We start from the raw sequence: 13,919 nt of genomic DNA, 5'->3' as shown, positions 1-13,919 counted from the left end.
ATTTTCATCCTTTATTCTTGATACTTCATAGTTGATTGTAAAAATTATTCAAAATCAGTACACTGAGATGAAGTCAGAGTGCTGGAGCAGGTTGAAAGATGACTATTGAAGAAGCATTAGTTCTTATAGATACAGCGCTGCATCCAGAGTCTTTAAGTGACTTGCAAGAGTTAATATTACGTCATTCCTGGGAAGGCAAGAGCTATCCTGAAATTGGAGAAATCTGTGGTTATGACCCTAACTATGTAAAAGACGCAGGGTCAAAGTTATGGAAATTACTTTCTAAAAGCTTGGGTGAAGAAATATCCAAAAGCAATTTCCGAACGATTATAAGACGCCTTGCTGCAGCAGAAGGAAAAGCGGTACAGGCTCAACAAGGGGGAGATAGTGAAAATTCTAGCCTCCCACCCACCACTCACCACTCACCACTCCCTAAAAGAGATTGGGGTGATGCGGTGGATGTCCCCATTTTTCTTGGGCGCATGCAGGAATTCAACACGCTTCAGCAATGGATCGTAGAAGACAAATGTCGCTTAATTGCATTGTTAGGGATGGGAGGTATCGGGAAAACAGCACTGTCTATCAAATTTGCGGAACACATTCAAAATGAGTTTGAGTATGTTTTTTGGCGGTGTCTTCGGAATGCGCCACCTGTAGAAGATATGTTGCTCAGCTTACTGCAATTTTTATCCAATCAACAGGCAACAGAAGCAACTCTACCAAAAGATACAAATGGCAGAATTTCCCAATTGATAAATTATTTACGCTCCTCGCGTTGTTTGCTCGTTTTAGATAATGCTGAAACAATTATGGGTGGAGGGAATCGCGCAGGACAGTATTTAGAAGGGTATGAGGGCTACGGTGATTTGTTCCGACGTATAGGAGAAGCTCGCCATCAAAGTTGCTTGCTGTTAACAAGTCGGGAAAAACCTAAGGAATTTGTTGTGCTCGAAGGGGAAATGCTTCCCGTTCGCTCATTACCGATCGCTGGTTTACCGGAAACAGATGTTAGAGAAATATTAAGAGTCAAAGGTCAGTTTTCTGGTTCTGATAATGACTGGCAATTGCTAATTTCTCACTATGCAGGCAATCCTCTAGCACTGAAAATAGTGGCGGGAGGAATTCAAGATTTATTTGATGGGAATATTTCCAATTATCTAGAAATTTTAAATCAAGGAACTTTGATTTTTGATGATATACGGGATTTATTAAAACTCGATTTTTGCCGTTTGTTAGAGCTAGAAAAAGAGGTGATGTACTGGCTGGCAATTGAGCGAGAACCAGTTTCCATATTAGAGTTAAGAGAACATATTATTTCCCCAGAATCGAAGCAAAAATTACCGGAAACTTTAAGAGCTTTGGGTCAGCGATCGCTTATTGAAAAAACAGCGCATGGTTTTACTCAACAGCCCGTAGTTATGGATTACATTACAGAACGATTGATTGAAGAATCTCATCAAGAGATAGTCAGTGGAGAAATAAAAATTTTTCACAATCATTCGCTGTTAAATGCCCAAGCCAAAGACTATATCAGAGAAGCTCAGATTCGCCTGATCGTCAAGCCGCTGATAGACAAGCTTCTGGTTGCTAGCAATCAAATGAAATTAGAAAATCGGCTAAAGCAAATTATAGAACAAGAGCAACAAAAAACTCCACCAAAACCGGGATACGTAACAGGTAATATTGTCAATATTTTATCTCAACTAAAAGTCGATTTAACAGGTTATGATTTTTCTCATTTAACTGTATGGCAAGCTTATCTACAAGATACGTGTTTGCAACAAGTTAATTTTGCAGGAGCAGACCTGACAAAATCAGTTTTTGCAGAAACGTTAGCGAGTGTAACTTCAGTTGCTTTTAGTTCCGATGGCGAGTTGCTGGCAACATGCGATGTGAATTGTGAAGTTCGCTTGTGGGAAATTAAAGACGTTCAAATCAGATACATAGCATCTTTACAAGGGCATACAAACTGGGTACATTCTGTAGCGTTCAGTCCTGTTTCATCTAGCAAGCCTGAAGGAATGATAGCAAGTGGAAGCGAAGATGGAACTGTTCGGATTTGGGATATCAGCAAGGGTGAGTGCATCCAAGTGCTGCAAGGACACACCCGCAGGGTTTGGTCAGTAGCTTTTAGTCCAAATCCAACGGATTCTCCACTAGGAGGTATTGTTGCTAGTGGTGGTGATGACTGCACCATTAAACTCTGGGACATAACTGCAGGAAAATGTCTGAAAACTCTGCACGAACACACTGAAGGAGTGAGTTCAGTTGCTTTTCATCCTCGAGGACATTTACTTGCTAGCGGTAGTGGAGATGGTACAATTCGTTTTTGGGATGTTGCAGGGGGTCAGTGTCTGAAAATCCTGGAGGGACACGAGGGTGGCGTTAGTTCGGTTGCTTTTAGCCCTGATGGCAGTTTACTGGCAACTGGTAGTGAAGACAGAACCGTGCGGTTGTGGAATATAAAAGAAGCACGCTGTCTCAAAATTTTTCAAGGACACGTGGGTTTAGTTTGGTCAGTTGCTTTTAGCCCTGATAGCAATTTGCTGGCTACTGGTTGTGAAGACAGAACCGTGCGTTTGTGGGATATTTCTGAGGGAAATTGCATTAGGGTTTTAGATGGACATACCAATCGTGTTTGGTCTGTGGCTTTTAGTCCCATTTTGCAAAATGGGTTCGGTAGCATTTTAGTAAGTGGTAGCAAAGACCAAACTGTAAGACTGTGGAATGTCTCTAACGGTAGTTGCTTGAGAACTATACGCGGATACACTAATTGGATAGGATGGATCGCCTTTAGTCCTAATGGGAAGTTATTGGCGAGTGCAAATGAAGATCGAACAGTTAGGCTGTGGAATGTTGCTGATGGCAAATGTCAAGTAGTTCTGAAAGGACATACCCATCAAGTTTGGTCTGTGGCGTTCAATCCTAATGGAAAAATTGTAGCAAGTGGCAGTGAAGACCGTACAATCCGTCTGTGGAATGTGGATGAGAGCCGATGCACTCATGTTTTATCAGGGCATACCAGTCGTGTTTGGTCGGTTGCTTTTAGTTCGGATGGTAAAACTTTAGCAAGTGGTGGTGGGGATTATACGATTAAAATATGGGATGTGGATAGCGGTAAGTGCAGGAAAACATTAAACGAACACGCGAGTTTGGTTTGGTCAGTTGCTTTTTGTCCTACTCCTGCGAGTGCTTTATATCAAGAAGGAATATTGGCAAGTGCTAGTGGCGATCGCACAATTAAAATATGGGATATTCACACTGGCGAATGTATAAAAACTTTAGAAGGGCATAAAAGTTGGGTTTTTAGTGTTGCCTTTAGTCCTGACGGCAAAATGTTAGCTAGTTCTGGTGCTGATGGAACTATTAGGTTGTGGGATATCTCGGAAGGAACTTGTATAAAAGTTTTACAGGCAGATACCAAACTGATTTTACAGATAGCTTTTATGCCAGACCTAAAAAAGCAAAACCTTCCGCCCTTACTAGTAAGCGGTACTGACGATCGCAAAATCCTAATTTGGGATATTTCCCAGGGCAAATGTATTAAAGTTATACAAGGGCATAACGCTTGGATTTGGTCAGTTGCACTTAGCGCGGATGGTAAAATTTTAGCAAGTGGCAGTCAGGATGAAACTATTAAGTTATGGGATACGAACACCTATGAAAATATTAAAAATCTCGTGCCGGAAAAACCCTACGAAGGAATGAATATTACCGATATTAAGGGTTTAACCCAAGCAAATATTGCTACTTTAAAATCTTTGGGTGCAGTAGAATTTGGGAGGGAGGAACAAGAGAAAGATTCATTATAAGGAAAAGCGGCTATCGAGTGGGTATATATATATGTTGTTGAACACATATTAAATTGCTGAGTAACTGCAAATGTTAAAGCAAAATAATAAACCCTCCAAAACAAAAAACCCCCCAATCACCTTAATACTTCAGGTTTTTACCTGGATAGAAGTGATTGTATTGGTAGCAGCAAGCATTCTTTTATTCTTTTTTCCGGAGCTAAGCAATTCTCGTTGGGTATGGAAAATAGCCCCTTTCAACTCACACTTTTTAGGTGCAGTTTATTTAGCAGCAATCGTACCAACAGCTATGCTATTAGTCGTGCGCCAGTGGAAAATTGCACGGCTGATCGTACCCATGCAGTTAACTTTTACCATCGTTTTGTTAGTAGTTTCACTATTTTATCTAGATCGTTTTAACTTTAGCAGACGGATCACCTGGGGTTGGTTCTTCCTTTACACTATTATTCCCTTCACCGCAGCCTGTCATATTTGGCTGTATCGGCGTTTGCGACCGGTTGAATCTACTTTTGTGTCTTCACCATGGCGCTTTTACCTGCGAGTACAGACATTATTACTGACTTTTTACGGTTTGGGTTTACTATTTATCCCAAATACTTTTACTGCTTTTTGGCCTTGGAAAGTCGATAGCTTTCACAGTCAGTTGTACAGTGCTGTGTTTTTTACTCTTGCTATCGGTGCGTTTTTGCTATCCCGCGTCTGTTTGTATACAGAACTATTTACATTAGGATTAACAGAATTTGCTTTAGGATTGGCACAGATTTTAGGAGTTTTGAAAGCTAATGCAAAACTTCATAAAATTAACTGGTCGATTCCCAGTACCTGGTTTTGGATTAGCATTTTTGTGTTGCTACTGATTTCTGGAGGCGCGATGATGTTGCAATCTCGTACTTCTCAAAAAACAGCGATCGCCGATCGGTGACCATTTGAATTACATTTGAAAATTTGAATGTACTATAAATTTAAAAAAAGAGTCAAAAATCTTACGGTTTTACGCCTGTATCTCTGGTTAATAGGTAGTAGTTTGTTTGTACAGGGTATGGTGTCAATGGTTGTGACAGTAGCCAACTTTCATCTACCCACCTTCATTCATAAACTCATCATTACGGACCCTTTGCATTCTTTTATTCATATAAGCTGGGGGTTAGCAATATGCATCTTGCTTGGGATCGGAATCAGCAAACCTCGGCTTGTCCTCTTAGCTTTATCATACGGTATTTTTATACTTCTTCTGGGATTTACAGGCATATTTATCCACCATCCCTTTGGCATGCAACTTGGAAGAGGTGAAAATGCCTTTCATTTCCTGAGCAGTACAATAGCTTTGCTACTTGGTATTAGGGTGATGAAAGATTTCTAAATTCTCTGCTGGTTTTAAACCCAGGAAAAAGGAAATATGCTCGGCAATTTGCTGTTGTTCTTTCAATTGAGAACTGAAATAGAGGGTGAATGGAACACGTTCCCCACATTCCATTACCAAAACGACTCGATAAGTAAATCTTTTTGTATTGTTTCGATACTTTTCAACCACTACACGGAGAATATCTTGAGTTGCATATTCTGTTTGAGAATGGTTGAGCAACCCGCGATTATGCAGCGTTAGTTTTCCCAAGTTTTTGTTAATTGTGCAGGTGCTAACCGTGCCAAATATAGCTAAAGTCATAACACCTGCAAGGACAAATATGCTTCCAAATATACCACCAACAATATATCCTTCCAAGCGATAATCTTCCTGTATGACAAGTTCTTTTATATGAGGTTTTTGGAGAAATACCTCTATCTGCTTTGCCCACATTTCTACCGTTTCATAGTCGGACGTACTTACAATGACAGGAATTTTTTTCCGATCTGTTAATAATAAAACCTGATAATAGGAATTTTGTTTCTTATCTTTTAAAATATCAATTTCAGCACTCTGGATGTTAGCGATCGGTATAGTTTGTTGAGTTGACCAAAGCAGACTAGCAGAAGATGCTTCACAGACAGACCGATCGCGGCGACATTTTAAAGTGTGTACCTGTCCACCAAAAACCGCTAGTGACAAACCAGCTAAAAAGAATGTTGCACTAAAGATCCATGTGAACCAGGGTCGTAGTTGTAGTGTTAAATTATTAGGATTTTCTTGAAGAATTTTCATGGCAAACCTTTATTTTAAAAATAAACGAGAGGTATTTTTTGGTATAATCGAAACTGTATATTTTTCCGATAATTCAAGTCCTTATTTAATTACTATAAATATTTCTTGTAAATTTGACAGTCAAAAATAGTCAGAATAGGTGAGGAGTTTTTTACAAAAAGCATGACTTCTCTGAGCTAAAAAGACAAAGGTCATATTTAGTCATATTTAGTCATATTTTTACTATGTAAGACTCGGAATTTTTGGAAAAATGGCTGCAATATTATGATAATTAATATAGGTATTGCTGAAGGTCACCCTATACGTAATTCCTTACCTCCAGAAGATTACCAATCTTCGTTCTCTCTTTCTTCGTGTTCTTTGTGTCTTTACGGTTCATTCAAATAAATCATTTGCTCGTAAAAAGAGAGAATTGGAATTAAGTTCCCCCCTTTTTTAAGGGGATTAGGGGGATCGCAACCGCAAGAATGTACTATATAAGACTTGTGTACGCCACCGTAGCCTAACAGGTGAGGGGAGTGAGTTTGAGGTCTGTCGAACTCACATGAACTTGGAAGTATTATCGTAAAATGAACTATGAACATTGAAGAAGCTCTTATACTTTTAGATAATTTACTCAAACCAAAAAGCTTAAATTCCATTCAAGAAATGGTGTTTCGTCACGCTTGGGAAGGAATGGGCTATCAAGAGATGGCGCGTCATTGCGGTTATGATGCAAACTATTTAAAGGATGTCGGTTCTAAATTGTGGAAATTACTTTCTCAAACACTGGAACAGGAAGTAACAAAAAGTAATTTTCGTGCTGTTTTAGGAAGATACACGCGCAGTCTTTCCACGCAACCGTCTTTACAATCTCCTCAAACTCAGTTAGAGCATGCGATTGTTTCTTCTCAACGCACTTCTGAAGCAATTTCTCATCAAAATGATAAAGTGGCTTCAGATCGAGAAAGTACTCACTCAAATTTAGCAGTTTGCGAACAAGCGATCGCACATCCACGTGTCGATTGGGGAGAAGCTGTTGATGTTGTCGTTTTCTACGGACGGAATGAAGAGCTTACAGAGTTTCAAAAATGGATTTTTGATGAAGAGTGTCGGCTCGTCGCATTATTAGGTATGGGAGGACTTGGTAAGACAGCGCTATCGGTGAAGTTAGCAGAACAGCTTCAAGAACGCTTCGATCGCATTATCTGGCGTTCTTTACGCAATGCTCCCACCATTGATGAAATTCTTGTTGATTTAATTCAGTTCCTTTCTCAATCTCAAGAAACTGAGGTGACTTTAGCAGAAGATACTGATGGTAAAATTCTACGCTTGTTAGAGTACTTGCGTTCTTCACGCTGCTTGCTAGTTCTTGATAATGTAGAAACAATTTTATGTGGAGGAGATTCACTGGATGAAACTGACACCATACGTGTTGGTAACTATTTACCTGGATATGAAGGTTATGGAAAACTTTTTAAACAAGTTGGGGAAGTCCGACACAAAAGTTGCTTGTTAATAACGAGTAGGGAAAAACCAAAAGAGTTTGGTGCTTTAGAAGGGAATGGTTTTCCAGTTCGTTCTTGGCAATTAACAGGATTACAAGCAGCAGAAGCACGAAAAGTTGTTCAACTGAAAGGTGGTTTTGTAGGTTCAGACGAAGATTGGGAAACTGTTATTAAATATTATGCGGGGAATCCCCTAGCATTGAAAATAGTGTCTGCGGCTATTCAAGAAATATTTGATGGAGATATTTCTCAGTTCGTAGAATTTTTAAAGAAAGGACTGTTTGTTTTTGACGATTTGTACGATTTACTGGAGCATCAATTTAACCGCTTGTCTAAAGCAGAAAAGGAAATTATGTACTGGTTGGCAATTGAGCGAGAACCAGTTTCCTTATCTGAACTACAGAAAAATATTATATCACCGCTTGCCAAACAGAAATTACCGGAGACTTTAAGAGCTTTGGGACAGCGATCGCTTATTGACAAGCAAGGGATATTTTTCACTCAAAAACCGGATTTAATGGAGTTAGTCACTCAGAAATTTATTGAACATATCTTTGAAGAAATTACCAACATTCAATTTTCTGTTTTGCACAGTCATTTTTTGGTTAAAGACCGGGCAAAAGACCAGATTAAAGAATGGCAAACACGATGGATATTAGCACCACTTACAAAGAAATTAATCGAACGGCTAGGTAGTGAAGCTAATTTAGAAAATCGACTCAAAGATATTTTGGAAAATCTCAAAGAAACTCAGAGTTTGGAATTGAGTTATGCAGAAGAAAATATTATCCACATACTTCGTTATTTAAATGAGAATTTAGAGGATATCTGAAAGACTTCAATCGGGGAAATTAGGGAGCATCCCAAAGAGCGCCAAAAGCCTGCAAGAATAGAATTCACCAACGGCAGGCGCTATCTCAAGAGCGGAGAAGCTACGCGAACAACGGGTGGCTTTGGGATCCCCACTTCATGGGGATGGGGTCAGAATCCCCATTCCATCATTCCTTCTGCCATCTGCCTCCTGCCTTCTGCCTTCTTCAATACAGTGTTACCACAAGCAACTGTTGCAACATTGAAATCTTTCGGTGCGGTAGAAGTATAAGACGATAGGATTGTTAAGTATAAGTAAGAGTAGGTTAGATATGAATAACGTTAATCCCGAGGAATTCAGTACCAAAGATAATGATACGCCTTTAGAACAAGAGCTTACGGGTAGTGAACGTGGAAAAAATTACCAAGTTTCTCGGCGATCGCAGTCCGTTACCATTCAGCAAACAGATGGTACAACCATTGTCCACCACTATACTCGTGAAGATGGAATAGTTACGATTGACCCAGACGTCAGAGAATATTTTCCCAATGCAGAAGCAGTTAACAATGCTTTACGCACGCTGATTAACTTGGTTCCCAAGAAACACAACTAAAGAATAGTGATAATAAGCGGTTGATGAAAGCTATATATTAAAGATGATGGTTGTGAACTTGTAGCGCAAGGGCGTTTAAGTGAAGGTGATGTACAGTTTTTTCAACGATTGTAGCAGTTGTTTATAGAAGCACGAGAAACAGAGCAATTGGAACGGGAGCAAACAAAAAATTAAAAGAGAACATAAATCTCAAAAAGTGAGGAGAATCCGACAGACTAGAGATAAAAACAACTAATAACAATCCAATCCATAAGTTTTGAACAATGGGTGCGTATGAGCCACTCTAATATAGAGTCTTTGCTGGAAGATTGTCTTTCAGGCGATCCTTCCAGACAAACACCAGCGATCTTGAAGCTACAAGATTTGAAAGCTTATGAAGCTGTTCCAATCTTAGTAGAATTGCTCAGTTCCTATGAAAGCAATATTAGAGGACTTGCGGTGCAGACACTAGGATGGCTTGGGGATGAAGAAATTCAGACAGTTGGTCCTGCGCTGATGAAAATGTTAGCCGATTCAGAAGAGCTTGTTAGGTCTGAAGCAGTGGATGCACTCGCCACGCTAGACTACAAACAAGCGATTGAAGCAATCAAGTCTCTCCTACGCAGTGACTCTAATTGGATTGTAAGAGCTTCAGCAGCAGAAGCATTAGGTGATTTGGCTGAAGTAGGAGACTCAGAGGTTTTGGCAGAGCTTGAGTTAGCCCTCAACGATCCCATTGAGCCCGTGCGAGCTTATTCAGCTTGCGCTATTGGGCTTTTAGGGACACAAGAGATTCTACCCAAACTTGACGTATATTTCTTATCAGAGGAGTCTTTAGACACAAAAGCTGAAATTTTAGCCGCCAGATACCGATTAGGTGTTCGCAATGATTTAACCGAGCTACTAAAGTTACTTGAAGGTGCTGATGACCACCTAGTATGTGTCATTCTTAACATTCTAGGAGACTTAGTACAACGTAAAGTCCCTGTAACCCTTGCAGATGATGCGCTGCAGATTCGTCAAATTCTGACTGGGATTGCACAGTCTTTCCCTATTCACCAAGGTCATGCTGAAAAAGTTATTGCTCGATTAGAAGCAGTAGAACTCCAATTACAACTCGAATGAGAGCATATCGGGTAGGGGATCGAGACAGATGAGACAGAAAATGGCTTCTGGTTTCTCAGTCGCTAATCTGACTGATACTGACTGGAGTGAGGACCCGAAACGAATGCAATAAATTCCAAAACTTATCAAAATCAAAACTTCTTGGATCAATTCTTTGACCGGAACGATCGACCGCTTTGTGAGTTGTAATTCTTTCATCAGGTACGTTACTTTGAGCAATCAACCAGGCGAGAGAGTAATACTGCTCTTCCGTGTAACCACTGTGAGTTGTTTCTTTAGTCCCGACACCAGAAGGTGGAGTTTCTAAACCGATGTGATAGGCAAAGTTATTTACAGATGGTGGTAAATCTGGGTTAGTCTTTACAGTCTCTGCTCCTTGAGGACCTTCAAAAACTGAATTACCCGCACCAAAAGCTCTCTTATCTGGTGGAACCAAGTAAACGACAGTACCATCAAGCTTAATCATGGTGTGGTAACTAGCTTGGACATTCTCATCCTCGTGGGAATTTTTAAAAAAATTAATGGCACTCGATGCAGGAGCAGCCGTTTCATGAATCACTACAATAGGTTGATTGTTAACAGGTGTACCATTAACATCTGTTGCAAACCGATCGCCATAGTTACTTGCATTTGCCCAAGCGATCTCATATCTAGGTTTGTAAGCTGCATAAGCTGCAGTGGTTTTTACTGAATAACTCAGAGTTTTTAGAGAGTTATTCTTTTGAGTTTTCTGAGCTTTTAGACGAGAATCGGAAACTTGGTTGGGGATCGCCACCTTTACCTTTGGTGTTGGTGCTGTTGTTACCTGTTTGAGTCGAGAATCTGCTTCAGATGCAGTCTTTTGTGGAGTTGGTGTGATTTCTGATTCTTTGGATTGAGATTCTAAATCTTCACTCTTGATAGTAGCTTTTGTATCCAATGCTTTTGTGTGTTTCTCAGGTTGGAAATCCACGTATTGATTGGAAACGGCGGGTGTTGAATTAGAAGCAACTTCTCGATCTTGGAGAAAATCTGCTCTTCCAAGAAGCAACCCCAACATCAAACCGACAAGCGCCAGCATTCCCAGTACGACACCAGTTGTTTTTATTCTAATTCTCATTTTTTAACACTTTTATCAAAACTTTTACATTTCAGATGTAAAAGCAATAATTTTTAATATAATTTACAAATATAAAATTATACTCAAAATTCCAATCTGTCCATAGGTATAAATATGGCTAATAGCTAATAGCTATTAGCCCTCCCTTGTATCTCCATTACGGAGACGCTGTGTGTAAGGCACACGCTCCGCAATGCCGCAGGCTATGTCTGTAAGGGCTATAAGCCAGTCGCCAGGGTGCGGGTTTCCCGCACCGCACTAATCTCACCATTAACCATTAACCATTAGCCCTCCCTTGTTTGCCCTCCCTTGTTCGCCAGTCCCCAGGGCGTGGGAAACCCCTCCCTTGTTCGCCAGTTGCCTACGGCGGGAAACCCGCCTACAGCACTGGTCTCACCGCCTGCTTTCTCTGGACTCACCATTAGCCATTAGCCATTAGCCATTAGCCATTAACCATTAGCCATTAGCCATTAGCAAAATTTACTCGTCAGATTGCCCAACTCTACGAATATTGAGAATGTCGCTCAGTTTCTTAATTTGGGTGAATAGCTGTTCTAGTTGAGAGCGATCGCGTATCTCGATCCCCAAGTCAATGAGCGCTGGTTGACCGTTGGAAGTTTTAACTTGCGCGTGACGCACGTTAATACCTTGGTCGCTCAGGCGTGAAAGAATATCCTTCAAAACTCCCACTCGATCTAATGCTTCAATCTGAACATTCACTGGATATGTTTGAGGACGACCGTAGGGTTCACCTGCTGGGTTCCAATGAACTGGAACTAAGCGATCGCATTCCACATTATCTAAATTTTGACACCCCTGGCGATGGATGGAAATACCCCTACCGCGAGTCACAACACCGATAATTTGTTCTCCAGGAATGGGGGTACAGCAACCAGCTAAATGGTGTACCAATCCTTCGACTCCGACAATGGGCGAATCTGTGGAACGTGAGGTTGTTGGCGTGGATTCTTTTAGGTTTTTTGCTGCTTGAGATAATTCCTTCGCCAGATCGCTTGTTGAAACTGCTATTGCTGGTTGTTGTGCTTTTACCAGTTCTCGCCAACGGTTAAGCACGAGGCTTAGGGTCACTTCACCGTAGCCTAAAGCAGCAAGCAAATCTTCACAAGAATGATAATTACATCGCTCTGCAACTGTCTGCATTGGTTGCGACTTAATCAAGTTCTCCACACCGGATTTACCCAGTTCCTTTTCCAATAACTCCCGACCGCGAGCAATATTTTCTTCCCGGCGCGATCGCTTGTACCATTGCTTAATTCTGTTCTTTGCGGCTGAAGTTCTGACAAAGTTCAACCAATCCAAACTTGGATGGCTGTTCTTTTGCGTCACAATCTCTACAATATCGCCATTTTGCAGGCGGGTTGACAGGGGAACCATTCGCCCGTTCACCTTTGCACCCGCACAGTGGTTTCCTACCTCTGTATGAATGCGATAGGCAAAATCCACCGTACTGGAACCGGGGCTCAAAGAAATCACATCTCCTTTGGGCGTAAAGACATATACATCATCTTCAAATAAATTGTCTTTAACACTTTCAAGGTATTCCTGAGCATCTTTTAGGTCATTCTGCCATTCTAGTAACTGGCGCAACCAAGTAAACTTTTCATCGGTTGCTGTCATATGAGTTGTGAAAGAACCGCCCGTTTCTTTATACTTCCAGTGAGCCGCAATTCCATATTCGGCAATCCTGTGCATCTCCAACGTCCGGATTTGCACTTCTAAAGGTCGCGCCCACGGACTGATCACACCTGTATGCAGTGATTGATAACGGTTTGGCTTGGGTAATCCAATGTAATCCTTGAATCTCCCAGGAATCGGGCGGAAAGCATCGTGTACTATTGCCAAAGCACGGTAACATTCTTCATTGGTATTTACGATAATTCGCAGCGCTGCCAAATCGTAAATTTCGTGAAATTCTTTATTTTGGCGCTGCATCTTTTGAAAGATACTGTAGAGGTGCTTTGGACGCCCGCTGATATCAAGGCATTGAATTCCTGCTTCTACCAACCGATTCCGCAAAGTTTCGGCGACACTTGCCAATCTCTCTTCTCTCGCGCCTCGTTTTTCCGCTACGTACTCTTGAATTTGACGGTATGATTCCGGTTCTAAGTACTTAAAGGAATAATCCTCTAATTCCCATTTAATCCGCCAAATCCCCAACCGATTTGCCAAGGGCGCAAAAATTTCTCGTGTTTCTAAAGCGATCGCTTTGCGCTTGTCTTCGCTAAGGTGCTCTAGAGTCCTCATATTGTGCAAGCGGTCTGCCAACTTTACCACAATCACCCGAATGTCCTGCGCCATTGACAAGAACATTCGACGAAAATTTTCTGCTTGGCTTTCGGTTTTGCTTTTGAAGTTAATTTTAGAAAGCTTTGTTACACCTTCTACCAATTGCCGAACTTCCGTACCGAAGTGCTGCTCGATTTCTTCAATTGTGACATTTGTATCTTCTACTACATCATGTAGTAGCCCAGCTGCTATCATAGCAGGACTACCACCTAGATCTCTGAGTATACCGGCAACAGCGACTGGATGAGAAATATATGGCTCTCCCGACTTGCGGTACTGACCTTGATGCAATTGGTAGGCAAATTCAAATGCCCGAAGAATTAAAGATGTTTCATTATGCCTTCGGTCATCTTCAGCTTGGGCGCTTAGTGTAGATGACCCATCTAGGCATTGCTGTAGCCATTCCGGAAGGGTAATATCAATTCTGGAAGTTAATACAGTGCTGCTCATAGAATAGCGCCAATGGTAATTTAGTGATAAGGTGCAAAAGGGTAAACGGTTGGCGGCGATACCGTCAACAGAAAGACTAACTAACTGACAGACGCAAGG

Annotated in this window: 8 protein-coding genes; 5 read left to right on the top strand and 3 right to left on the bottom strand. The window is 41.1% G+C overall.

Annotated elements, in window-relative coordinates:
* Window positions 1-98: 98 nt before the first annotated feature.
* Both AB0756_RS27015 and AB0756_RS27010 read left to right on the top strand, forming a co-directional pair.
* Window positions 99-3,812 carry a WD40 domain-containing protein gene (locus AB0756_RS27015; protein WP_038071817.1) on the top strand — a complete coding sequence of 1,238 codons (3,714 nt, stop codon included), beginning with the start codon at window positions 99-101 and terminating at the stop codon, window positions 3,810-3,812.
* Between the two features lie 70 nt (window positions 3,813-3,882).
* Window positions 3,883-4,734, top strand: coding sequence for a hypothetical protein (locus AB0756_RS27010; protein ID WP_050045265.1), 852 nt, complete (start codon window positions 3,883-3,885; stop codon window positions 4,732-4,734).
* Window positions 4,735-5,139: 405 nt separating this feature from the next.
* Here the strand turns inward: AB0756_RS27010 and AB0756_RS27005 are convergent, their stop codons facing one another.
* Window positions 5,140-5,949 carry a hypothetical protein gene (locus tag AB0756_RS27005; protein ID WP_038071815.1) on the bottom strand — a complete coding sequence of 270 codons (810 nt, stop codon included), beginning with the start codon at window positions 5,947-5,949 and terminating at the stop codon, window positions 5,140-5,142.
* Window positions 5,950-6,525: 576 nt separating this feature from the next.
* Here AB0756_RS27005 and AB0756_RS27000 point away from each other — a divergent pair.
* From AB0756_RS27000 to AB0756_RS26990, 3 genes are all read left to right on the top strand, one after another.
* The gene (locus tag AB0756_RS27000) at window positions 6,526-8,268 is read left to right on the top strand and encodes an NB-ARC domain-containing protein (RefSeq protein WP_050045264.1); all 1,743 of its coding nucleotides are present in this window, start codon (window positions 6,526-6,528) and stop codon (window positions 8,266-8,268) included.
* 310 nt (window positions 8,269-8,578) lie between these two features.
* Window positions 8,579-8,860 (top strand): hypothetical protein, encoded by a 282-nt coding sequence (locus AB0756_RS26995; RefSeq protein WP_038071813.1) that lies wholly within the window; start codon window positions 8,579-8,581, stop codon window positions 8,858-8,860.
* A gap of 273 nt (window positions 8,861-9,133) precedes the next feature.
* Window positions 9,134-9,964, top strand: coding sequence for a HEAT repeat domain-containing protein (locus AB0756_RS26990; protein WP_050045263.1), 831 nt, complete (start codon window positions 9,134-9,136; stop codon window positions 9,962-9,964).
* 55 nt (window positions 9,965-10,019) lie between these two features.
* On the opposite strand, the gene AB0756_RS26985 is transcribed toward AB0756_RS26990, so the two are convergent.
* Together AB0756_RS26985 and AB0756_RS26980 are read right to left on the bottom strand one after the other, a co-directional pair.
* Window positions 10,020-11,063 carry a peptidoglycan recognition protein family protein gene (locus tag AB0756_RS26985; protein ID WP_038071811.1) on the bottom strand — a complete coding sequence of 348 codons (1,044 nt, stop codon included), beginning with the start codon at window positions 11,061-11,063 and terminating at the stop codon, window positions 10,020-10,022.
* Window positions 11,064-11,543: 480 nt separating this feature from the next.
* Window positions 11,544-13,820: a RelA/SpoT family protein gene (locus AB0756_RS26980; protein WP_038085349.1), complete on the bottom strand. Its 2,277-nt coding sequence runs from the start codon at window positions 13,818-13,820 to the stop codon at window positions 11,544-11,546.
* Between the last annotated feature and the right edge of the window lie 99 nt (window positions 13,821-13,919).

Source organism: Tolypothrix campylonemoides VB511288_2, assembly GCF_045999855.1.
GTDB classification, from domain to species: Bacteria; Cyanobacteriota; Cyanobacteriia; order Cyanobacteriales; family Nostocaceae; genus Scytonema; species Scytonema bouteillei_A.
Note: the sequence above shows the minus strand (reverse complement) of the source record. Positions and strands in the feature narration are given on the sequence as shown.